This is a genomic window from Neisseria sp. HMSC066H01, assembly GCF_001837375.1.
Classification (GTDB): Bacteria; Pseudomonadota; Gammaproteobacteria; order Burkholderiales; family Neisseriaceae; genus Neisseria.
In genome coordinates, this window is the sequence record NZ_KV832195.1 from 396,799 (window position 1) to 418,809 (window position 22,011).

Sequence of the window (22,011 nt, forward strand, 5' to 3'; positions counted from 1 at the left end):
CTTCGATTTAATTCAGCTTAAGATTATTTATCGCGGCTGAATACGATTTTGGTAGCTTGGATAGCAACGCAGACAGCACCACCGATGAAGATCAAGTCAGCAGCGGTACGAACCCAACGCAGGGTATCCAGGATTTCCATTTGCAGGAACTCTTCGCTACGCGCATACCACAGACCGTGAGTGATAGAAGCGTAAGCTTGAATCACGCCGACCGGCAACAGGCTGATGGCAATCATACCCACCAGACCGCCGTTCAGCAGCCAGAAGCCCCAAGTCATCAGTTTGTCGTCAAATTGAGCATTAGGTTTCAGGTAGCGTGCAACCAGCAATACGAAGCCCAGAGCCAAGAAACCATACACACCGAACAGAGCTGCGTGAGCGTGAACTGCAGTAGTGTTCAGACCTTGGATGTAGAACAGGGAAATCGGCGGGTTAATCAGGAAGCCGAATACGCCGGCACCGATCATGTTCCAGAAGGCAACTGCTACGAAGCACATCAGAGGCCAACGCAGACGTTTTGCCCAGTCGGACAGGTGTTGGTAAGACCAGTGTTCGTAAGCTTCACGACCCAGCAGAACCAAAGGCACAACTTCCAAAGCGGAGAAACATGCACCGATTGCCATAGAAGCAGAGGTAGAGCCGGAGAAGTACAAGTGGTGCAATGTACCTGGGATACCGCCCAACATGAAGATGGCGGCGGCGGCCAGAGTAGAAGCAGTAGCAGTACTACGGCGAACAAAGCCCATGTTGTAGAAGATGAATGCGAAGGCTGCAGTAGCGAACACTTCGAAGAAGCCTTCTACCCACAGGTGAACCACCCACCAACGCCAGTATTCCATCACAGCAATTGGAGATTTTTCACCGTAGAACAGGCCAGGAGCATAGAACACACCCACACCGACCATAGAAGCTACGAAGATAGCCAACAGGTTTTTGTCTGTACCTTTTTCTTTAAAGGCAGAGATAGTACAACGCAGCATCAGGAACAGCCACAACAGCAAGCCGACCATCAGCAACAGTTGCCAGAAGCGACCCAGATCCAAGTATTCGTAACCTTGGTGACCGAACCAGAAGTTCAGCTCAGGCGGAATGATGTGGGTCAAAGCAAAGAAGTTACCTGCATAAGAACCGCCGACTACGATGAACAGGGCGATGTACAGGAAGTTCACACCGGCACGTTGGAATTTAGGATCTTTACCGCCGTTCACAATCGGAGCCAAGAACAGACCTGCTGTCAGGAAGCCGGTTGCAATCCAGAAAATAGCGGATTGGATGTGCCAAGTACGGGTCAACGCATATGGGAACCAGTCGGCCATTTCAAAGCCCAGTGCGGTATCGATACCGTAGAAGCCTTGACCTTCGACAGTATAGTGAGCAGTCAAACCACCCAACAGTACTTGTACGACAAACAGCGCAACAGTCAGGAATACATATTTGCCCAACGCTTTTTGAGAAGGAGTCAGTTGTACTTTGGAAATAGGATCCTCAGTAGGTACTTCAACCTCTTCGTGTTTGGTCAAGAAAGAGTAACCCCACATCAGCAAGCCGATACCCATCAGCAACAATACCACGCTGGTGAAGGACCACATGTAGTTTTCAGTAGTCGGTACGTTGTTGATCAAAGGCTCGTGCGGCCAGTTGTTGGTGTAAGTGAAGTTCTCGTCAGGACGGTTGGTCGAAGCAGACCAAGAAGTCCAGAAGAAGAAGTTGAACAGTTTTTCACGCGCTTCTTGGCTTGGCAATGTGTTGTTTTTCATTGCAAAGTGTTCGCGAGTGGTTTGGAACTTAGGATCGTCGCTGTACACACCGTGGTAGTAAGGCAGAATGCTTTCGATCGCTTTCACGCGGGTATCGCTGATAACGACAGAACCGTCTTCCTTAATACGGCTTTGGTTGCGGTATTCGTCAGCCAAACGGGTTTTCAGAACAGCTTGTTCCTCAGGAGAAACTTCGTCAAATTTTTTGCCGTAAGTTTCTTGCGCAGTCAGATCCAACCATGCAACCAGCTCGCGGTGCAGCCAGTCGGCAGTCCAGTCCGGAGCTTGGTATGCACCGTGACCCAATACAGAGCCAACTTCCATACCGCCGGTAGTTTGCCATGCAGATTGACCTGCCAAAATATCGTCTTTGGTCATCAGGACTTTGCCGGATGCAGAAACGACTTGTTCAGGGTATGGCGGAGCCTTTTTATAGACCTCGCTACCCATATAACCAAGAATGGTAAAGCATACTGCCAGTACGGCAAACAGCAAGTACCAAAGCTTCTTGTACTGTCCCATTTTGAGTACTCCTTGATTTTGGTAAAAAGTGGTTGGGTATTAATTCATCAAATATGAATGTTAAAGATTGTATCACGGTTTTAAAAGTAAAGAAATATTTTGTCAATAATATTCCTTTAAAACCATCAACTTATATGATATTGATTCCCATTTGCCTATACAAACCCTCCTTTATCGTATTTTGTGTTAAGTTTTCGCTAACATTTTCACACAAAAATAAACTTTTCGATGTATTTTTTTATACTTCTAAAGGAGTATTTAGGTAGTAAAAGATTCATATTCCCTGAACAATTTGATTTATATCAAAATATGTCCAAACAAGCGCCTACATAATCATACAAAACTTCGAACCATCCTATCAGGATTCTTAACTTTTCTTACTATAAGGAAACTTTAAACATGAAACGCCAAACCTTAGCTGCACTTATCGCTTCTGTATTTGCACTGGCCGCATGTGGCGAGCAAGCTGCTAAACCTGCTGAAACTCCAGCTGCTACCGCTTCTGCTGAAGCTCCTGCCGCTTCCAACCCACAAGCTGCTGCAGAAACTCCTTCTTCAGAACTGCCTGTAATCGATGCCATCGTAACTCACGCTCCGGAAGTTCCACCTCCAACTGATCGCGATCATCCGGCTAAAGTACGCGTTAAAATGGAAACCGTTGAAAAAACCATGACCATGGAAGACGGTGTTGAGTACCACTACTGGACATTCAACGGCGACGTTCCGGGCCAAATGATCCGTGTACGTGAAGGCGATACTGTTGAAGTTGAATTCTCTAACCACCCTTCTTCTACCGTTCCTCATAACGTTGACTTCCACGCTGCAACCGGTCCAGGCGGTGGTGCAGAAGCTAGCTTTACTGCTCCTGGCCACACTTCTACCTTCAGCTTCAAAGCACTGCAAGCTGGCTTGTACATCTACCACTGTGCCGTTGCTCCTGTAGGTATGCACATCGCCAACGGTATGTACGGTTTGATCTTGGTTGAACCTAAAGAAGGTCTGCCTAAAGTGGACAAAGAGTTCTACATCGTACAAGGCGACTTCTATACTAAAGGTAAAAAAGGTGCTCAAGGCTTGCAACCTTTCGATATGGATAAAGCGATTGCTGAACAACCTGAATACGTTGTATTCAACGGTCACGTAGGCTCTATCGCAGGCGACAACGCTCTGAAAGCTAAAACTGGTGAAACTGTTCGTTTGTACGTTGGTAACGGTGGTCCTAACTTGGTATCTTCTTTCCACGTTATCGGCGAAATCTTCGACAAAGTATATGTTGAAGGTGGTAAACTGATTAACGAAAACGTACAAAGCACTGTGATTCCTGCCGGTGGCGCCGCCATGATCGAATTCAAAGTCGACGTTCCAGGCAGCTACACTTTGGTTGACCACTCTATCTTCCGTGCGTTCAACAAAGGTGCTTTGGGTCAATTGAAAGTTGAGGGTGATGAAAACCCTGAAATCATGACCAAAAAACTGAGCGACACCGTTTACCAACCTGCCGGTGCTGCCACTTCTGCTCCAGCAGCTGCGTCTGGTGCTTCTGAAGCCGCTAAATAATCTCTCGGTTTTTAATACGCCAAGCCACTGCTGCCCTACTCTTTAGAGCCGCAGTGGCTTCCATCACGATTAATCTTCCTGTTCAAATCAGACAGATTGATTTTTCAGACGGCCTTGTTATGATTAGGCTATCTGAAAAATAAATTTTCTGTTTCAATCGATAATAAGGGCGTACCATGAAACTCATACAACTCCTCCTCTTAGGCAGTGCCTTAATCTGCGGCAATACATTTGCTGCCGAAATGGTAAAAATCGAAGGAGGCAGCTACCGTCCTCTCTATCTCAAAAAAGAAACTTCCCTTATTAAAGTCAAACCCTTCCAGCTTGACAAATATCCGGTGACTAATGCTGAGTTTGCCGAATTTGTGAACACGCATCCGCAATGGCAAAAAGGCAAAATCAGTTCCAGACATGCTGAAAAAGCTTACCTGAAACATTGGGTAAAGAACGGCAGCAACAGTTTTGCTCCTAAAGCCAGCGAACTCAAACATCCGGTAACTAATGTTTCATGGTTCGCCGCGAATGCTTACTGCGTTTCCAAAGGTAAACGCCTGCCGACTATTGACGAGTGGGAATTTGCAGGCTTGGCTTCTGCCACTCAAAAAGACGGCTCTGCCGAGCCTGGCTATAACCGCACCATCTTGGATTGGTATGCAGACGGCGGTCGCAACGGTCTGCGCGACATCGGTAAAAACAAACCCAACTATTGGGGCGTATACGATATGCACGGCCTGATCTGGGAATGGACTGAAGACTTCAACAGCAGCCAACTCTCTGCCAGCTCGTCCAATACGCAAATGTTCTGTAGCGGCGCATCCGTGGGTTCAAGCGATCCGTCCAACTATGCGGCATTCTTACGCTACGGCATCCGCACCAGTCTGCAGTCCAAATATGTTTTAAATAACTTGGGCTTCCGTTGCGCAAGCAAATAAAGTTTAGTTTTTATCACCAAAGCAGCTTTGGCGGTACTGAAAGGTATCGCCGCTTTTTTTGGCCGTCTGAAAAGATATGGCGCACAAAGACAAATTGTGGCATAATCCGCCCGTCTTTATAAAAAGGCACTTAGGAGTTTGCTTAGGTCGTTCGGCTTGGCAAACTTGTCCGAACCTGAAAAGGTTCTTTTATTTTCGGAGTTATCCATCATGGCATTGACCGTAGAACAAAAAGCACAAATTGTTAAAGATTTCCAACGCAAAGAAGGCGATACCGGCTCTTCTGAAGTACAAGTCGCTCTGTTGACTTTCCGCATCAACGACCTGACTCCTCACTTCAAAGCCAACCCTAAAGACCACCACAGCCGTCGCGGCCTGTTGAAAATGGTTAGCCAACGTCGTCGCCTGTTGTCTTACCTGCGTCGTACTCAGCCTGATACTTACCGTACACTGATTACCCGCCTGGGTCTGCGTAAATAATTTATGCTTAAATCAACACCGCCTTCGGGCGGTGTTTTTTATTAACATACCGATGCCGTCTGAAACACAGGCCCCCGCTCTGTGTTATACTTCCACACGCTTAAGCAGCAAGGCTTAAACTTCCAATCACTCCTTAAAGCTCCCATCAAAGCGAGAATCTGAATTGTCTGTTCATTCCATGTTGCACTCAGGAAAATTTTGGCTGAAAACCCTGGTTTTCAGCATTGCCGTGCTTTTATGCCTCGCGGCGGTATTGAGTGCCTTAATGTTCCGCATATTCAATACAGAAAACATCGACGCATTCATACAGAAAAACTTTTCTGCCCATGGCTGCCAAGTCAAATACAACGCCAATATCAGCAGAAAATGGCTGCCGCGCCCTACGCTTATTTTAAAAGACCTCAGCCTTTCATCTTCCGAACCAGACACGCCGACGCTGAACATTGCCGAATCCAAAATGGGCTTTGGCTGGAGCAGCCTATGGTCAGACGCCCCCATTCTTGAAAAATGGATTCTTTCCAATCCGTCGCTGACATTGGGCCCCAAGAACCACCTGCCTGCCTGCCTGCAACAAAACCATGCATCAAAAGAAAGCTTCCAGCTCAACCGCGTCATTATCAATAGCGGCAGCATCCGCTATCACAATAAAGAGCAGGATATTGCCTTAAGCGATCTGCAATTTTCCCTGCGCAGAGCCGATTCAGACGGCCGTCCATTCGATATCAGCGGCACACTGCAAAACATAGGCAACCCCATCAGTTGGCAAGGCGCCGGCCATCTTGTACAAGATGATGCCGGCTGGAGCATTCCCGCCCTCAAATTAAACCTGCAAACCGTATTACTCAAAAACAAGCTGGGTGCCCAAATCGCAGGCAGCCTTAATTGGCAAAACCGAACCGCCCTTTTCCGCGATTTCAATCTGCAAGCCGAAAGCGACTATCAAAACTTGCATATCAATGCACGTTCGCCCCTCTTGCAATTCAAAAACGGCTATTTGCACCTCAACACACTCAACGGTGCATTAACTGCCGGCAGTGAAAACAACCAATGGGACGGTTCATTCAAACTGGACAAAACCAACCTCTACGCAACCGTTTTGACCGCCGCCAATTTTGAACTCAAAGGCAGCCATAAAAACGACCGCCTCCAAACCAACTTTACCTTTTCCAGCCCGTTGGTTTGGCAAAAAGGCAAAGGCATCGATGCGCCCAAACTGCACCTCAGCACCCTGCAAGACACCATCAACCGCCTTCCCCGCCCCCGATTCATCAGCACCCTCGAAGGCCAGGCCAATTTCAGCCTCAATACATGGGAAGGCCGTCTGAAAGGCGCATTTGACAGACAAGCCCTTGCCTTGGCCTTTAAATACCAACGCGATGCCCAACCTCGTCCGCACCTTTACGCCGGTATCGCCTTACAAAAACTCAATCTAACACCTTACTTAGAAGACCTGAAAACCCAGCCGTCACTCAGTCTTCCTTCCCTGCTGGCCAAATCCTGGCTGCCCGACATTGAGGCCAACCTCCAAATCGGCACCATTCAAACTGCCAGCCTGCAACTTGAAAACGTCGAATCCCTGCTTACCGCAGATAAAGAACATATCGCCCTGCACCGTTTCAAAGCCGGGCTTTATGGTGGCAAAACAGAAGGCGGACTGAGTATTGCGGCCACCCAACCCGCTTCCTACCACCTCCAACAAAACGCAAAAGGCATACAAATTCAGCCGCTGCTGCAAGACTTGTTCGGCTTCCACAGCTTCAGTGGCAGCGGCGACGCCGTTATCGACATTCAAACTTCCGGCAACGACCGCGCCCAAATGATACAAGCCCTAAACGGCAGCCTGCTCCTCGATATTACCAACGGCGCATGGCACGGCATCGATATGGACAGCATTCTGAAAAACGGCATCTCTTCGGAAAAAATCGACAACAGCAACCTCAAAACCCCTTTCCATCATTTCATCCTCAATAGTGAAATCGAGAAAGGCATCAGCCATCACATCAACACCGAACTGTTTTCCGACAGCCTGCACGTTGTCAGCAGCGGCTATACCGATTTGAATACCCAAAAGCTGTCCGAAAACCTGCTTATCAGCAACGTACTGCAACCCAAAAACAAACCGATTCCCCTCAAAATCGGCGGAACCGTACAAAACCCTTCCATTACCCTCGACTACAGCCGCTTGACCAATGGCATGAACACGCCTGCAGAAAAACAAAAAGCCCTGCAAGAAACCATACAAGAACAATGGAAGTGGCTCAAACCACGCTAAGTTCTCAAATCAAAGGCCGTCTGAAACCCAAAACGTTTCAGACGGCCTTTTAACAGATACCTTGTCAGAATAAGATGTTTACTTAGGAATGACCATATACACAATCAGTGCAACAATGATGGCAAACCATATGACCAACATTATCAAGCCTTTTTTGGAGAGTTTTCTTTTTCTCCAATCGAGCCTCAATATTTCTATCGTACCCTCAAACATAGACCCGATCATTTCCATCAAGATTTGAAGTAGAAATTCCAATAAATCCGACATCTACAAACCCAAACTCTCCCAAATCTCATCGATTTTAGCCGTAACGGCAGGGTCTTTTTTGATCACACGACCCCATTCGCGGTCGGTTTCGCCCGGCCATTTGTTGGTCGCATCCAAACCCATTTTGCCGCCGAGTCCGCTGACGGGGCTGGCGAAGTCGAGGTAGTCGATGGGCGTGTTTTCCACCAACACGGTGTCGCGCACAGGGTCCATGCGCGTGGTGACCGCCCAGATGACTTCTTTCCAGTCGCGCACGTTCACATCGTCATCAACCACGATGATGAATTTGGTGTACATAAACTGTCGCAGGAACGACCAGCAGCCCATCATCACACGCTTGGCGTGTCCGGCGTATTGTTTTTTCATGCTGACCACCGCCATGCGGTAGGAGCAGCCTTCGGGCGGCAGGTAGAAATCAGTGATTTCAGGGAACTGCTTTTGCAAAAGCGGTACGAACACTTCGTTCAATGCCACGCCCAAAACGGCGGGCTCATCGGGCGGTTTGCCTGTGTAGGTCGAATGGTAAATCGGGTTTTCACGCATGGTGATGCGTTCGACCGTAAACACGGGGAAATGATCCTGCTCGTTGTAATAGCCCGTGTGGTCACCGTATGGGCCTTCCAACGCGGTTTCGTTCGGATGAATCACGCCTTCCAATACGATTTCAGCACGGGCAGGCACTTGCAAATCGTTGCCGATACATTTCACCAGTTCCGTCCGCGAACCGCGCAGCAGTCCGGCAAACTGGTATTCGCTCAAAGTATCGGGAACGGGCGTTACCGCGCCCAAAATGGTGGCAGGGTCACAGCCGAGAACGACGGCGACGGGATACGGCGTATCGGGATTAAGTTTGCGGAACTCCTGATAATCCAACGCGCCGCCGCGATGCGACAGCCAGCGCATAATCAGCTTATTTTTGCCAATTAATTGTTGGCGGTAAATGCCGAGATTTTGGCGTTTTTTGTGCGGACCGCGCGTGACAGTCAAGCCCCACGTTACCAGTGGTGCAACGTCTTCCGGCCAGCAATGCTGAATCGGAAGTTTATACAAATCAACGTCTTCACCTTCCCACACAATTTCCTGACACGGCGCGTTTTTCACCACGTTCGGCGCCATGCTCCAAATGTCTTTCAGCAGCGGCAGTTTGGACAATGCGTCTTTGATACCTTTGGGCGGTTCGGGTTCTTTCAGATACGCCAGCGTCTGCCCGATTTCGCGCAACTTGGACACACTGTCCGCACCCATGCCCAACGCCACGCGTTCGGGCGTGCCAAACAGATTCGCCAAGACAGGATAATCGTAGCGCGTACCGTCAGGCTTAATAGGGTTTTCAAACAACAACGCCGGCCCCTCAGCACGCAGCACGCGGTCGGCGATTTCGGTCATTTCCAAATGCGGCGACACCGGATGCTGAATGCGCTTGAGTTTGCCATCAGCTTCCAATCCGGCGATAAATTCTCGCAAATCTCTGTATTTCATGATTTCATTTTCCTGAACAGGCCGTCTGAAAACAGACTGCCATTTCGGGTTTGAAAGATAAACCAGCGGCTATTGTACCTGCCAAATCTGTTCAAATCCCAACTTTCCACGTCCGAATTTCGAGATTTTTTGCAAACTACCGTCAAATTTAAACAATATCTGCTTGTGATTGCTTTCAGACGGCCTTATCTTTGGTAAAATTCCAACTTAATCCAGTCATCAATCAATATCTATCGTGGGACGGCGGCCATGTTTGCATTTTTAGAATCTTTTTTCGTTGAATACGGCTATGCGGCCGTGTTTTTCGTTTTGGTTATTTGCGGCTTCGGCGTGCCGATTCCTGAAGATTTGACACTGGTAACCGGCGGCGTGATTTCCGGATTGGGTTATACCAATTCGCATTGGATGGTTGTCGTCGGTATGCTCGGCGTATTGGCGGGTGACGGATTTATGTTTGTTGCCGGACGCGTGTGGGGGCAGAAAATCCTCAAGTTCAAACCCATTGCGCGCGTGATGACGCCCAAACGCTATGCCCAAGTACAGGAAAAATTCGACAAATACGGCAACTGGGTTTTATTCGTCGCCCGATTCCTGCCCGGCCTGCGTACCGCTGTTTTCGTGACCGCCGGCATCAGCCGTAAGGTTTCCTACCTGCGCTTTATCCTGATGGACGGCTTGGCCGCGCTGATTTCCGTTCCGGTTTGGATTTATCTGGGCGAATACGGAGCACGCAACACCGACTGGTTGATGGAAAAAATGCACAGCCTGCAATCCGGTATCTTTGCGGTACTGGGCATCGGCGCAGTCATTGTCGGTTGGATTTGGTGGAGAAAACACCGCCGCTATACCTTCTTCCGTGAAAAATTACACGAAAAACGCGCTGCAAAAGCCAAAAAACAAGCCAATCAATAAACCATTCCAGGCCGTCTGAAACACTTCCCCACTTTCAGACGGCCTCAATCATTCATCAGAAACACCATGAAACAAAAAATCTTCGTCCTCTACACCGGCGGCACCATCGGCATGACCCAAAGCAGCGCCGGCCTACGTCCCGACACCGCTCTCGTCGATAAAGCCCTTGCCCCCTTTTCAGACGGCCTTGATTTCGAATGGCACGTTTGCCAGCCGCTCATCGATTCTTCCGCAGTAACGCTGCAAAACCAACACGACTGGTTGGAGCTTATTATCGCCAAACTGCCTGACTATGACGGCATTTTGGTGCTGCACGGTACGGATACCATGGCGTACACCGCCAACCTCTTCGCCCTTTCGCTGCAAGGTTTGGACAAACCCGTTATCCTAACCGGCTCGCAATGGCCTTACGATGCCGCCAACAGCGATGCGCCGCGCAACCTTGCCACCGCCGTTTCCGCTTTCTCGCTCAAACTCAAACAAGTGGCGATTGCCTTTGACGGCAAGCTCTTCCCAGCCGTCGGCAGCAGCAAAGTCAGCACCGAGACCGCCGCAGGTTTTGACAACCTGCATTTTGGCGCGCTCGCCGAATGGGAGGAAAACAAAGGTTGGCACAATATCCGTACCGCCCTGACCCAACATTCAGACGGCCTCAAACCGCGTCTTCCAAATCCTGAAGCCAAAGTTTCCGTCCGCACGCTGATTCCCGGTTATGCCGCGCAAGAACTTTCAGACGGCCTGCCCCATATTTCCACTCAAGCCCTGATTCTGCAAAGCTACGGCCACGGCAATGCGCCAAGCAACGATGCGTTTGTACGAGCCGTTCAAGCCTTTACGCAACAAGGCAAGTTGCTGCTCAACATCAGCCAAGTGCCGCAAGGTTGCGCTGCCGCCGTCTATGCCCAAGGTAATGCTTTGCGTCAGGCAGGCATCATCAACGGCGGCAAATGCAATCTTGAAACGGCCACCGCGCTGATGACCCTTGCCGTATCTCATGACTGGAATGCGGATAAGGTGCAACAAGAATTGAGACAATTAAATCTGCTGTAAACCGCCATTTAGTATGAATTTTACCGACACCCACTGCCATCTTGCCGACCCCAAACTTGCCGACACGCTGCCTGCCGTGCTTGCCGAAGCGCAAGCCGCCGGCGTAGCGCGTTTTATCGTACCGGCTACATCCCCCAAGGATTGGCATTCCGTTGCGCAGTTGGAAAGGCCGTCTGAAAACATCCATATTGCTTTGGGCATTCATCCATGGTTTTCAGACGGCCTCAACGAAGCGGTATTCCAAGAGTTAGAGAAAGAATTAATCCGGCATCCGCAAGCATGGGTTGGCGAAATCGGCTTGGATTTTTATGGCAAAGAGCAAACCCAAGCGCAACGCGACACGCAGACCGACGTCTTTATCCGCCAACTCATCCTCGCCCAACACCTCAACCTCCGCGTCATCATCCATAATCTGAAAGCCACCGCCGCCATTGCCGCCGCCGTTAAAACCGCCGGTTTCACACAAGGCGGTATTGTCCACGCTTTCTCCGGCAGCGTAGAAGAAGCGCGGATTTTGGTGAAACTCGGTTTCAAAATCGGCATAGGCTCGCTGCTGCTTAATCCCAATGCCAAAAAAGTCCGTTCCGCCTTACAAGCCTTAGATGACACGGATTTTGTTCTCGAAACCGACAGCCCCTTTATGTTCGGCCACGAAACCAATACCCCGGCCAACATCCGCCGTATCGCCGAAATTGCCGCAGAACTGCGCGGCGTACCGCTGGCACAACTGGCTGAAGCAACCGAGCAAAACGTGGATTCCCTGCTCCATACTTCCCCTTAATATGCCGACCTCAAGGCATCAAAAAGCCTCGCTCGGCCGTTCCGTTTCCAAACGGACACACTCAGCCCTCCCTACCCCATGTTCATGAATAAAAAGCGATACAAGGCCGTCTGAAAAAATGTTTTTGGCACAAAATATCGTTCACTCCGTTATCTCGGCTTTTTAACACCGTATTTTCCTTTTGATTGATAAAAAGTATTACACATATTATTGGGCAAACTTTTTATTTACGTTAAAATATGCTTTTTTTTGATAATAAGGCCGTCTGAAAAAGGCGGAAACTAATTATGGCTGAACAACATACACACGCTTCCACCTGGAAGAGCAAAATCAATGCTCTGGGCCCGGGTATCATGATGGCTTCGGCGGCAGTCGGCGGCTCGCACCTGATTGCCTCCACGCAGGCAGGCGCACTTTACGGCTGGCAGCTTGCACTGATTATTATTCTGACCAACCTGTTCAAATACCCGTTTTTCCGCTTCAGCGCACATTACACGCTGGATACGGGCAAAAGCCTGATTGAGGGCTATGCCGAGAAAAGCCGCGTTTATTTGTGGGTATTTTTGATTTTGTGTATTGCATCGGCAACGATTAATGCCGGTGCAGTCGCCATCGTTACCGCCGCCATCGTCAAAATGGCAATCCCGTCGCTGACTTTCGATGCCGGCATGGTATCCGTCATGATTATGGTTTCCTGCCTGCTGATTTTGGCAAGCGGCCGCTATAAAGCATTGGACAACGTTTCCAAAATCATCATCGTCAGCCTGACCATCGCCACCGTCGCCGCAGCCGCCGTGGCTATGTCTCGCGGCATGCAGATGAAACCCGACTTTATCGAGCCTACCCCATGGACACTGGCAGGCTTGGGCTTCCTCATCGCGTTGATGGGCTGGATGCCTGCACCGATTGAAATTTCCGCCATCAACTCTTTGTGGGTTACCGAAAAACAACGCATCAACCCTTCCAGCTACCGCGACGGTATTTTCGACTTCAACGTCGGCTACATCACCAGCGCGATTTTGGCAGTCGTCTTCCTCGCCTTGGGTGCATATGTCCAATACGGCAACGGCGAAGAAGTGCAAATGGCGGGCGGCAAATATGTCGGCCAACTGATTAATATGTACGCTGTGACCATCGGCGACTGGTCGCGTCCGCTGGTGGCATTTATCGCCTTTGCCTGTATGTACGGCACGACGATTACTGTAGTGGACGGCTACGCCCGTGCAATTGCCGAACCGGTACGCCTGCTGCGCGGCAAAGACAAAACCGGCAATGCCGAATTGTTTGCTTGGAACATTTGGGTCGCAGGCTCAGGCTTGGCCGTAATTTTCTGGTTCAACAGCGCAATGGCCGAGCTGCTCAAATTCGCCATGATTACCGCTTTCGTTGCCGCCCCTGTGTTCGCTTGGTTGAACTACCGCCTCGTCAAAGGCGACAAACGCCACAAACTGACCATGGGCATGAACTTCCTCGCCATTATCGGTTTGATTTATTTGACCGGCTTTACCGTTTTGTTCCTACTGAACCAAACAGGCATTTTGGCTGCGCCTAAATAAATCCATATGAAAAAAGGCCGTCTGAAACTTCAAAACAGGTTTCAGACGGCCTTTCCAATCCATCATATCTTTTTGAATTTTCATTCAAACCCATTATAATAACGCCTTATTTCGCCGTTGCAGACCACTCGACGGCATCCGTATTTTGGAAAATTTATGAAGCCGTCTATTTTAGAAAAACTACAACAACTCAGCGACCGACTGGAAGAAGTCACGCATTTGCTCGGACAGCCCGAAGCCACGTCCGATATGGACAACTACCGCAAACTCACGCGCGAACACGCCGAATTGACCCCCGTCGTCGAAGTCTTCCAAAACTATCAGCTGGCTCAAAGCGACTTGGCGGATGCCGAAGAAATGCTGTCCGACCCTGAAATGAAAGACTTTGCCGCCGAAGAAATCGAAGCGGCGAAAGCCAAAATCGACACGCTCGATACCGAATTGCAAAAACTGCTGCTGCCCAAAGATGCCGACGACGACAAAAACATCTTCATCGAGGTGCGCGCCGGAACGGGCGGCGATGAAGCCGCACTGTTTGCAGGCGATTTGCTGCGCATGTATAGCCGCTACGCCGAGCGCAACCGCTGGCAGGTCGAAATCGTTTCCGCCAACGAAAGCGAGTTGGGCGGCTATAAAGAAGTCATCGCTCGCATCGTCGGTTTGGGTGCGTACAGCCGTCTAAAATTTGAATCCGGCGGCCACCGCGTGCAGCGCGTTCCCGCCACCGAAAGCCAAGGCCGTATCCACACCTCCGCCTGCACCGTCGCCGTCATGCCCGAAGCGGACGAACTGGAAGACATCGAGTTGAATCCGGTTGATCTGCGCATCGACACCTTCCGCGCATCCGGCGCAGGCGGTCAGCACATCAACAAAACCGACTCCGCCGTCCGCATTACCCACTTACCGACAGGCATGGTAGTCGAATGCCAAGACGGCCGCAGCCAACACGCCAACAAAGCGCAGGCGATGAAAGTCCTCGCTGCCCGCTTAAACGACGCACAAAAACGCGAAGCCCAAGCCAAAGAAGCCGCCGAACGCAAATCCCTAATCGGCAGCGGCGACCGCAGCGAACGCATCCGCACCTACAACTACCCACAAGGCCGCGTGACCGACCACCGCATCAACCTTACCCTGCACAAACTGGATTTTGTAATGGACGGAGATTTGGAAGAAATCACCAATGCCCTGATTGCCGAGCATCAAGCCGAGCTTTTGGCGGCAATGGGGGATTGATGGATTTGGTCCATTGCGTTTATACTTTTCAGACGGCCTGATGACATATGTCAATATGACCGTGAATATATTAAAGAAACTTCAATCCTGAAGTGTTAAAATGCAGCACCAGCTGCGCCCCAGCAACACCCTTCTACAATTAACGAAAGAGAGGACACAAAATGGCAAAAATCCTGATCGCACCGGTATCTACCGGCCTGAGCGCCGATGCTGCGGCAAAAGCATTTGCAGCGGCATTGAATGCGCAAGTTTTCCAAGCCGTTGACTCCACTACAGAAGCCCTGTTGGCTCAAGGCAAGAGCGATGACTGGTTTGACGCACTTGTCGGTAAAGTTGCAGCATTGAACGCAGATAATCTCGTTATCGAAGGCATTACTCCTGATGCAGACAAATTGTTCTTGGCAGGCAAAAACGTTGAATTGGCACTGTCTTTGGACGCAGGCGTTGTATTGGCGCTGAAATCCGACAACACCGACGCAGCCGCCGTCACCCAACAATTAAACCTCGCCAAACAGTTCTACACCAACTCCCCAGGCTTATTGGAAGGCTTTATCATTGACGGCGCAGCCGCTGCTTTAGGCGCACAAGTTGCCGAGCAAACCGGCCTGACTTTCTTCGGCTCCAGCGACAAACTGCAAGACGTATCCGCTTTGGCCAAACGCGAAGCTAAACGCCTGTCTCCAGCCCAATTCCGTTACAACCTGATCGATTTCGCACGCAAAGCCGATATGCGCATCGTTCTGCCTGAAGGCGCAGAACCACGCACCGTCGCCGCCGCCGCTATCTGTCACGAAAAAGGCATCGCCCGTTGCGTACTGTTGGCGACCCGCGAAGAAGTTGAGGCCGTTGCTAAAGAACGCGGCATTTCCCTGCCTGATTCTTTGGAAATCATTGATCCTGCTACTTTGGTTGAACAATACGTTGAGCCGATGTGCGAATTGCGTAAATCCAAAGGCCTGACTCCTGAAGATGCACGCAAACAGCTGCAAGACACCGTCGTACTCGGTACCATGATGATGGCTCAAAACGACGTTGACGGTTTGGTTTCCGGCGCAGTCCACACTACTGCCAACACCATCCGCCCTGCCCTGCAACTGATTAAAACCGCTCCAGGTGCAAGCCTCGTATCCAGCGTATTCTTCATGTTGCTGCCTAACCAAGTTTTGGCTTTCGGCGACTGCGCGGTTAACCCGAACCCAACGCCTGAACAACTGGCCGACATCGCCATTCAATCTGCCGACAGTGCCAAAGCCTTCGGTATCGATCCCAAAGTGGCCATGATTTCCTACTCCACCATCAACTCAGGCAGCGGCCCTGATGTCGATGCAGTAATCGAAGCAACCAAACTGGCTAATGAAAAACGCCCTGATTTGGCCATCGAAGGTCCGTTGCAATACGATGCGGCTACCGTTCCATCTATCGGCCAATCCAAAGCTCCGGGCAGCGCTGTCGCTGGTCAGGCAACTGTCCTGATTTTCCCAGACCTCAATACCGGCAACTGTACTTACAAAGCCGTACAACGCAGCGCCAACGTCCTGAGCGTAGGCCCGTTGTTGCAAGGTTTGCGCAAACCGGTTAACGACTTGTCACGCGGCGCATTGATTGAAGACATCGTCTTCACCATCGCCCTGACTGCCGTTCAAGCCAAACAAATGCAAGGCTGATTGACAAGCTGATGCGTTAAAATCAAAGGCCGTCTGAAACCGATGTTTCAGACGGCCTTTCGTATCTTTGCGCCAACTATATTATAATTCGCCATTATTTTCCGAAAGACTGCCCCAATGACTGCCTACCAGCAACAACTAGCCGACAAAAAGCAATATCTTCAGCAACTTTTCCAAGGACTGGATTTCCCTGAAATCGAAGTCTTTGAATCTCCGGAACAGCATTACAGGATGCGTGCCGAGTTCCGCATCTGGCATGAAGGCGGCGAAATGTTTTACGCCATGTTTGAACGCGGGCAAAAGGCAAGCGGGGCAAGCCTGATCCGTTGCGACCAATTTCCAGCCGCATCCGAATCCATCAATGCCTTGATGCCGAAACTGATTGAAGCCGCATCCAATCATCCCGAGCTGAAAAACCGCTGGTACGCCGTCGAATTTTTATCCACTTTAAGCGGCGAAATGCTGGTGACCATGATTTACCACAAGAAGCTGAACGAAGCATGGCAACAAGCCGCGCAAGAGCTGGCGCACAATTTGGGCATCCACATCATCGGCCGCAGCCGCGGACAAAAAATCGTATTGAGCCAAGATTTCGTAACCGAAGCATTGACAGTCAACGGCAAAACCTTCCGCTACCGTCAAATCGAAGGCAGCTTTACCCAACCCAATGCCCAAGTGTGCCAAAAAATGCTGACTTGGGCGTGTGATGCCGCAAAAAACTTATGCAAAGACCTGCTTGAACTATATTGCGGCAACGGCAATTTTACCCTGCCGCTTTCGCAACATTTCAATCAAGTGCTGGCAACCGAAGTTTCCAAAACTTCCGTCAACGCCGCCCAATGGAATATTGAAGCCAACCAAATTACCAATCTCAAAATCGCCCGCCTGTCTGCGGAAGAATTTACCGAGGCCTACACGCAAAACCGTGAATTCCGCCGCCTGCAAGAACAAGGCATCGACTTGAAAAACTATGATTTTTCAACTATTTTTGTTGATCCTCCGCGCGCCGGTGTTGATGATGAGACGCTCAAATTGGTTGCCCGATTCGACAACGTCCTCTATATTTCCTGCAATCCTGAGACCCTGCGCGCCAACCTCGACACGCTCTGTCAAACCCATACCATCGAACGCGCCGCCCTGTTCGACCAATTCCCATTTACCCACCATATCGAAAGCGGTGTTTGGTTGAAGAAGAAAAAATAAAACCATACAAAAAGGCCGTCTGAATGTTCAGACGGCCTTTAATTAACAGCATATTAAGCGATTTTTAAATCAATCCGCTTCCAAAACCACTTTCATGGCTTGGTTTTCAGCAGCGTGTTTGAACACGTCGTAGGCTTTTTCCAATTCGCTGAATTTGAAACGGTGGGTCAGCATTTTGGTGTAATCCACTGAGCTGCTGGAAATGGCTTTCATCAGCATTTCGGTGGTATTCGCGTTAACCAGGCCTGTTGTGATGGCAAGGTTTTTAATCCACAGTTTTTCCAGTTTGAAATCAACGGATTGACCATGCACACCAACCACAGCAATATGGCCGCCGGGTTTCACAATGTCTTGGCACATATTCCAAGTTGCAGGGATACCGACCGCTTCGATGGCGCAATCTACGCCATCTTCGCCGACGATAGAGGCAACTTGTTTGCTCACATCGCCGGAAGCAGGGTTGATGGTATGGGTCGCGCCCAATTCTTTCGCCAGTTTCAAGCGGTTTTCATCCATATCGCAAACGATGATGGCGGCAGGGCTATATAGTTGCGCGGTCAGCAACGCAGACATACCGACAGGGCCAGCACCGGCGATGAATACGGTATCGCCGGGTTTCACATCGCCATATTGCACGCCGATTTCGTGGGCGGTCGGCAAGGCATCGCTCAACAACAGGGCAACTTCTTCGTTGACGTTGTCAGGCAGCGGAACCAAGCTGTTGTCGGCATAAGGCGTACGGACGTATTCGGCCTGAGTACCGTCAATCATATAACCCAAGATCCAACCACCGTTGCGGCAGTGTGAATAAAGTTGAATTTTACAGTTGTCGCAAGTACAGCATTTGCTGACACATGAAATAATGACTTTATCACCGACTTTGATGTTTTTTACAGCATCGCCGACTTCTTCTACAATACCGATGCCCTCATGGCCGAGAATACGTCCGTCGGCGACTTCGGGGTTTTTGCCTTTCCAAATACCCAAGTCAGTACCGCAAATCGTGGTTTTAACGATTTTGACGACTGCATCGGTCGGATCAATAATTTGAGGGCGGGGCTTTTCTTCAAAACGGATGTCGTTTGCGCCGTGATAAACCATTGCTTTCATGTGAATCTCCTTGAGTGGTTAATAAACTTTAACAATACTGCGTAAATCCACGTTAACTATATTTATATACCCCTCCACCAGATAAGTCAATTCTGATTATTATTTATAATGTTATAATATAAATTATTGTTTTAAAAATAAATAATTAAAAGGTAAATATTAATGAACACACCCACATCATTCGCACGCCGACTCATTGATTGGCAACGGCAACATGGCCGTCACGACTTGCCTTGGCAGGTCAAAGACCCTTATTCCATCTGGCTTTCAGAAATCATGCTCCAGCAAACGCAGGTTGCTACCGTATTGGACTACTATCCGCGTTTCTTAGCCAAATTCCCAACCGTACAATCACTTGCCGCCGCGCCGCAAGACGAGGTTTTATCTTTATGGGCAGGCTTGGGCTATTACAGCCGCGCACGCAATCTGCACAAAGCCGCGCAACAAGTTGTCGGACAATTCGGCAGTGTCTTTCCATCCGAGCCCAAAGACTTGGAAACGCTCTGCGGCGTAGGTAGAAGTACCGCCGCTGCCATTTCTGCCTTTGCTTTCAACCGACGAGAAACCATCTTGGACGGCAACGTCAAACGCGTTCTCTGCCGTGTCTTTGCCCAAGACGGCAATCCGCAAGACAAAAAATTTGAAAACTCACTTTGGACGCTTGCCGAAAGCCTGCTGCCGTCTGAAAATGCCGATATGCCTGCCTATACACAAGGGCTGATGGACTTGGGCGCAACCGTCTGCAAACGGACAAAACCTTTGTGCCATCAATGCCCGATGGCAGACATCTGCGAAGCAAAAAAACAAAACCGCATTGACGAGCTGCCGCGCAAAAAAACCGCCCTTAAAGTACATACCCTGCCGCTTTACTGGCTGATTATTCGTAACCAAGACGGCGCATTATTGCTTGAAAAACGCCCTGCCAAAGGCATTTGGGGCGGTCTGTATTGCGTACCCTGTTTTGAAAAATTAGACGATTTGTATGCTTACGCCGAACGCTTCGGCATTGTTTCAGACGGCCTTGAAGAACAAACCACGTTTACCCACCGCCTGACCCACCGCTTATTGATGATTACCCCTTTTCAGACGCAACAAAGGCCGTCTGAACATCTTTCAGACGGCCTTTGGATATCATCGGAACATTTGGCAGATTATGGCTTGCCCAAACCTTTAATCAAATATTTGGCTAAAGGCTAAACCGCCCTATTCCACAATCTCTTTAAATACAACTTCTTTACCACCGCGAATCAGTACGGCAAACCCGTCGCCAATCTGCCAACGCGAGCTTGGATTGGCGTACTCGACGCCCTGACTGCGCAAGCGGACTTGCACCAGTTTCTCAACCGTATTGCCTTCACGCAGCTCAACCATCATCGGGCTGTGGCTGTTGATATAAATTGCAGTAATCGTCCGACCTTGTGCGGATTGATAACGGACAGAATACGTCTGCGCCTGTGCAATGACCGGTAACGGCGCATCAGGGCGCACGGCCTTATACGAGCCGCACGCAGCGCACAAACTCAGGCACAAAGCGCAGATGATTTTGTTCAACATAGGCATAGATTAGTAATGATGATGCGGAATCTCGCCATCAAGACGGTAATAAGTGCTGCAATACGGGCATTCAATCTCGCTGTTGGACTGAATCGGCAAGAACACACGCGGATGGCCGTTCCATGTTTCATGATTAGGGCCGGAGCAATGCAGCGGCAAATCCTGCGGCTTGATGACTACAACGTTTTTTTCAGATTGTGTACTCATGGTTTGGTTCCTCACTATGTTTTCTTATCTTCCGATATTGTAAAGCAAAACGGCCGCTAGGTTCAGACTGAAAACATTATATAATCACTTTTTTCAGACGGCCTTTGATGATGATGACCACCCTGCTTAGCATTCAAGATTTCGATACTTCCGATTCCGCTTCATTTCTTTATACACTTAGCGCAGTCTATTTGGACCACACCGAACAGGCAGGCGACGAGGAAATGTCCGGTCTCAACGACGAACAGCATACATTGACCGCGCTCTGCTATCTCGACAGCCAGATTCAAGAAGGCGGCTTTGTCCAGCTTATCGCTTCAGGATACGGAGAATACATCTTCTGCAACCCGGTTGCCGACAGCCTGCGCCGCTGGCGCATCAAGCCTATACCGAAAATCTTAGACAAAGCCAAAGCCCTGTACGAAAAACACGGCGCAGCCATTGAAAAAATGGCAGACGAACAAAGGGATTTCGACGAAATCCGCAAAGCTTTTCCCGATTTTGAAGAGCTTGACGGCGATTATTATGACGTTGCCGACGAAGACTTGGAAACCGCAGCAGCCTACGTTCAGGCAAATTGGGATAAATTTGCCAAACTGTCAGACTGAAACCTAAAACTTTGCCGGTTTGAATCATCCGTTCAAACCGGCAAAATCATCAATACGTCGAATTAACGTTTGTTTTTCTGATAAATCGGCATTACTTCAGGCAACATTTTGCGGATTGCATTGATACGCGCCTGATTGGTCGGGTGGGTCGACAAAATAGACAATGAGCTGCCGCCCTGTACTTTATTCATTTTTTCCCACACGCTTACCGCAGCCTCAGGGTTGTAGCCTGCTTCAGCCATCAAACGCACACCGCCGGCATCCGCTTCGCTTTCCTGATGGCGCGAGAACGGTTTGGTTGCCAACAAATCTGCACCCAAGCCGACCAAATCGCCATCCACACCGGTTGAGCTGGCCAAAATCGAACCACCCAAGCCGGTCAATACTTGTCCGCCCAAAGCTTTTTTGCTGTGTTCCAACAAAGCATGGGTCATTTCATGGCCGACAACGGCGGCAATTTCATCATCCGTCAGCTTCAATTTTTCTACGATACCGGTGTACACAGCCATTTTACCGCCCGGCATCGCCCAAGCGTTCATTTCATTGCTGCGGATAACGTTCATCTGCCAATTGAAAGGCACACCGGTTTTGTTGGCACGCTCAGCATGAGGACGCAGACGCGCAAACACGCGTTGAACGCGTTGAGCAGTTGGCGATGAAACATCCAAGGCTTTTTGACCACGCGCTTTTTGAATGACTTGTGAGTAACTTTTAGCCGCGTCTTCATTTAAAGTCGCGGTATCGTAGCCAACCATATCCGCTACGGAAGTACAGCCGGTCAACGCCAAAATCACGCCCATGCCGGCCCAATATTTTTTATTCCATTTTTTCAACATGTTTTCTCTCTGTGTTTTAAAATTAATGTAA

General features: G+C 49.7%; 19 protein-coding genes. 13 read left to right on the forward strand and 6 right to left on the reverse strand.

The window, feature by feature from the left end; translation table 11 throughout:
* Positions 1-23: 23 nt before the first annotated feature.
* The gene (locus HMPREF2551_RS08720; protein ID WP_004519391.1) at positions 24-2,279 is read right to left on the reverse strand and encodes a nitric-oxide reductase large subunit; all 2,256 of its coding nucleotides are present in this window, start codon (positions 2,277-2,279) and stop codon (positions 24-26) included.
* Between the two features lie 399 nt (positions 2,280-2,678).
* On the opposite strand from HMPREF2551_RS08720, the gene nirK reads away from it, so the two are divergent.
* The 4 genes from nirK to HMPREF2551_RS08740 all read left to right on the forward strand — a co-directional run bounded on the left by nirK (position 2,679) and on the right by HMPREF2551_RS08740 (position 7,520).
* Positions 2,679-3,836, forward strand: coding sequence for a copper-containing nitrite reductase (nirK, locus tag HMPREF2551_RS08725; RefSeq protein WP_070749063.1), 1,158 nt, complete (start codon positions 2,679-2,681; stop codon positions 3,834-3,836).
* Between the two features lie 176 nt (positions 3,837-4,012).
* Positions 4,013-4,768 (forward strand): formylglycine-generating enzyme family protein, encoded by a 756-nt coding sequence (locus HMPREF2551_RS08730; RefSeq protein ID WP_070838486.1) that lies wholly within the window; start codon positions 4,013-4,015, stop codon positions 4,766-4,768.
* 210 nt (positions 4,769-4,978) lie between these two features.
* Entirely contained in the window at positions 4,979-5,248 is a 270-nt protein-coding gene (gene rpsO, locus HMPREF2551_RS08735) for a 30S ribosomal protein S15 (protein WP_003679932.1), read from the forward strand.
* Positions 5,249-5,426: 178 nt separating this feature from the next.
* Positions 5,427-7,520, forward strand: coding sequence for an AsmA family protein (locus HMPREF2551_RS08740; RefSeq protein ID WP_070838488.1), 2,094 nt, complete (start codon positions 5,427-5,429; stop codon positions 7,518-7,520).
* 267 nt (positions 7,521-7,787) lie between these two features.
* Here HMPREF2551_RS08740 and ubiD read toward each other — a convergent pair whose 3' ends face one another.
* Positions 7,788-9,266 (reverse strand): 4-hydroxy-3-polyprenylbenzoate decarboxylase, encoded by a 1,479-nt coding sequence (gene ubiD / locus HMPREF2551_RS08750; RefSeq protein WP_070838492.1) that lies wholly within the window; start codon positions 9,264-9,266, stop codon positions 7,788-7,790.
* Positions 9,267-9,515: 249 nt separating this feature from the next.
* Between ubiD and HMPREF2551_RS08755 the strand changes: the two genes are divergently transcribed.
* From HMPREF2551_RS08755 to trmA, 7 genes are all read left to right on the forward strand, one after another.
* The gene (locus tag HMPREF2551_RS08755) at positions 9,516-10,178 is read left to right on the forward strand and encodes a DedA family protein (RefSeq protein ID WP_070838494.1); all 663 of its coding nucleotides are present in this window, start codon (positions 9,516-9,518) and stop codon (positions 10,176-10,178) included.
* A 66-nt stretch (positions 10,179-10,244) separates the two neighbouring features.
* Entirely contained in the window at positions 10,245-11,228 is a 984-nt protein-coding gene (locus HMPREF2551_RS08760; RefSeq protein WP_070838496.1) for an asparaginase, read from the forward strand.
* Positions 11,229-11,241: 13 nt separating this feature from the next.
* Complete coding sequence (locus HMPREF2551_RS08765) at positions 11,242-12,009, forward strand: TatD family hydrolase (protein WP_070838498.1); 768 nt, start codon at positions 11,242-11,244, stop codon at positions 12,007-12,009.
* A 287-nt stretch (positions 12,010-12,296) separates the two neighbouring features.
* Positions 12,297-13,565 carry an Nramp family divalent metal transporter gene (locus HMPREF2551_RS08770; protein WP_070695340.1) on the forward strand — a complete coding sequence of 423 codons (1,269 nt, stop codon included), beginning with the start codon at positions 12,297-12,299 and terminating at the stop codon, positions 13,563-13,565.
* Positions 13,566-13,721: 156 nt separating this feature from the next.
* Positions 13,722-14,798, forward strand: coding sequence for a peptide chain release factor 1 (prfA, locus tag HMPREF2551_RS08775; RefSeq protein ID WP_070838501.1), 1,077 nt, complete (start codon positions 13,722-13,724; stop codon positions 14,796-14,798).
* A 161-nt stretch (positions 14,799-14,959) separates the two neighbouring features.
* Complete coding sequence (gene pta, locus HMPREF2551_RS08780) at positions 14,960-16,462, forward strand: phosphate acetyltransferase (RefSeq protein ID WP_070838503.1); 1,503 nt, start codon at positions 14,960-14,962, stop codon at positions 16,460-16,462.
* Positions 16,463-16,579: 117 nt separating this feature from the next.
* Positions 16,580-17,665 (forward strand): tRNA (uridine(54)-C5)-methyltransferase TrmA, encoded by a 1,086-nt coding sequence (trmA, locus tag HMPREF2551_RS08785; RefSeq protein ID WP_070838505.1) that lies wholly within the window; start codon positions 16,580-16,582, stop codon positions 17,663-17,665.
* Positions 17,666-17,734: 69 nt separating this feature from the next.
* On the opposite strand, the gene HMPREF2551_RS08790 is transcribed toward trmA, so the two are convergent.
* Positions 17,735-18,775 (reverse strand): zinc-dependent alcohol dehydrogenase family protein, encoded by a 1,041-nt coding sequence (locus HMPREF2551_RS08790; RefSeq protein ID WP_070607949.1) that lies wholly within the window; start codon positions 18,773-18,775, stop codon positions 17,735-17,737.
* Positions 18,776-18,937: 162 nt separating this feature from the next.
* Here HMPREF2551_RS08790 and mutY point away from each other — a divergent pair, with 162 nt between their 5' ends.
* The gene (gene mutY / locus HMPREF2551_RS08795; RefSeq protein WP_070838507.1) at positions 18,938-19,972 is read left to right on the forward strand and encodes an A/G-specific adenine glycosylase; all 1,035 of its coding nucleotides are present in this window, start codon (positions 18,938-18,940) and stop codon (positions 19,970-19,972) included.
* 6 nt (positions 19,973-19,978) lie between these two features.
* Here mutY and HMPREF2551_RS08800 read toward each other — a convergent pair whose 3' ends face one another.
* Positions 19,979-20,335: a hypothetical protein gene (locus tag HMPREF2551_RS08800; RefSeq protein ID WP_049348955.1), complete on the reverse strand. Its 357-nt coding sequence runs from the start codon at positions 20,333-20,335 to the stop codon at positions 19,979-19,981.
* 3 nt (positions 20,336-20,338) lie between these two features.
* Entirely contained in the window at positions 20,339-20,536 is a 198-nt protein-coding gene (locus tag HMPREF2551_RS08805) for a zinc-finger domain-containing protein (protein WP_036491686.1), read from the reverse strand.
* Positions 20,537-20,643: 107 nt separating this feature from the next.
* Between HMPREF2551_RS08805 and HMPREF2551_RS08810 the strand changes: the two genes are divergently transcribed.
* On the forward strand, positions 20,644-21,144 hold the full coding sequence (locus HMPREF2551_RS08810) for a DMP19 family protein (protein ID WP_083323130.1): 501 nt from the start codon (positions 20,644-20,646) through the stop codon (positions 21,142-21,144).
* A 62-nt stretch (positions 21,145-21,206) separates the two neighbouring features.
* On the opposite strand, the gene HMPREF2551_RS08815 is transcribed toward HMPREF2551_RS08810, so the two are convergent.
* Positions 21,207-21,980, reverse strand: a complete 774-nt coding sequence (locus HMPREF2551_RS08815) for a M48 family metallopeptidase (RefSeq protein ID WP_070823319.1) — start codon at positions 21,978-21,980, stop codon at positions 21,207-21,209.
* Positions 21,981-22,011: the final 31 nt, after the last annotated feature.

Coding starts and splice junctions, on each gene's coding strand:
- HMPREF2551_RS08720 (WP_004519391.1), bottom strand. CDS start 2,279: ATGGGACAGTACAAGAAGCTTTGGTACTTGCTGTTTGCCGTACTGGCA.
- nirK (WP_070749063.1), top strand. CDS start 2,679: ATGAAACGCCAAACCTTAGCTGCACTTATCGCTTCTGTATTTGCACTG.
- HMPREF2551_RS08730 (WP_070838486.1), top strand. CDS start 4,013: ATGAAACTCATACAACTCCTCCTCTTAGGCAGTGCCTTAATCTGCGGC.
- rpsO (WP_003679932.1), top strand. CDS start 4,979: ATGGCATTGACCGTAGAACAAAAAGCACAAATTGTTAAAGATTTCCAA.
- HMPREF2551_RS08740 (WP_070838488.1), top strand. CDS start 5,427: ATGTTGCACTCAGGAAAATTTTGGCTGAAAACCCTGGTTTTCAGCATT.
- ubiD (WP_070838492.1), bottom strand. CDS start 9,266: ATGAAATACAGAGATTTGCGAGAATTTATCGCCGGATTGGAAGCTGAT.
- HMPREF2551_RS08755 (WP_070838494.1), top strand. CDS start 9,516: ATGTTTGCATTTTTAGAATCTTTTTTCGTTGAATACGGCTATGCGGCC.
- HMPREF2551_RS08760 (WP_070838496.1), top strand. CDS start 10,245: ATGAAACAAAAAATCTTCGTCCTCTACACCGGCGGCACCATCGGCATG.
- HMPREF2551_RS08765 (WP_070838498.1), top strand. CDS start 11,242: ATGAATTTTACCGACACCCACTGCCATCTTGCCGACCCCAAACTTGCC.
- HMPREF2551_RS08770 (WP_070695340.1), top strand. CDS start 12,297: ATGGCTGAACAACATACACACGCTTCCACCTGGAAGAGCAAAATCAAT.
- prfA (WP_070838501.1), top strand. CDS start 13,722: ATGAAGCCGTCTATTTTAGAAAAACTACAACAACTCAGCGACCGACTG.
- pta (WP_070838503.1), top strand. CDS start 14,960: ATGGCAAAAATCCTGATCGCACCGGTATCTACCGGCCTGAGCGCCGAT.
- trmA (WP_070838505.1), top strand. CDS start 16,580: ATGACTGCCTACCAGCAACAACTAGCCGACAAAAAGCAATATCTTCAG.
- HMPREF2551_RS08790 (WP_070607949.1), bottom strand. CDS start 18,775: ATGAAAGCAATGGTTTATCACGGCGCAAACGACATCCGTTTTGAAGAA.
- mutY (WP_070838507.1), top strand. CDS start 18,938: ATGAACACACCCACATCATTCGCACGCCGACTCATTGATTGGCAACGG.
- HMPREF2551_RS08800 (WP_049348955.1), bottom strand. CDS start 20,335: ATGCCTATGTTGAACAAAATCATCTGCGCTTTGTGCCTGAGTTTGTGC.
- HMPREF2551_RS08805 (WP_036491686.1), bottom strand. CDS start 20,536: ATGAGTACACAATCTGAAAAAAACGTTGTAGTCATCAAGCCGCAGGAT.
- HMPREF2551_RS08810 (WP_083323130.1), top strand. CDS start 20,644: ATGATGATGACCACCCTGCTTAGCATTCAAGATTTCGATACTTCCGAT.
- HMPREF2551_RS08815 (WP_070823319.1), bottom strand. CDS start 21,980: ATGTTGAAAAAATGGAATAAAAAATATTGGGCCGGCATGGGCGTGATT.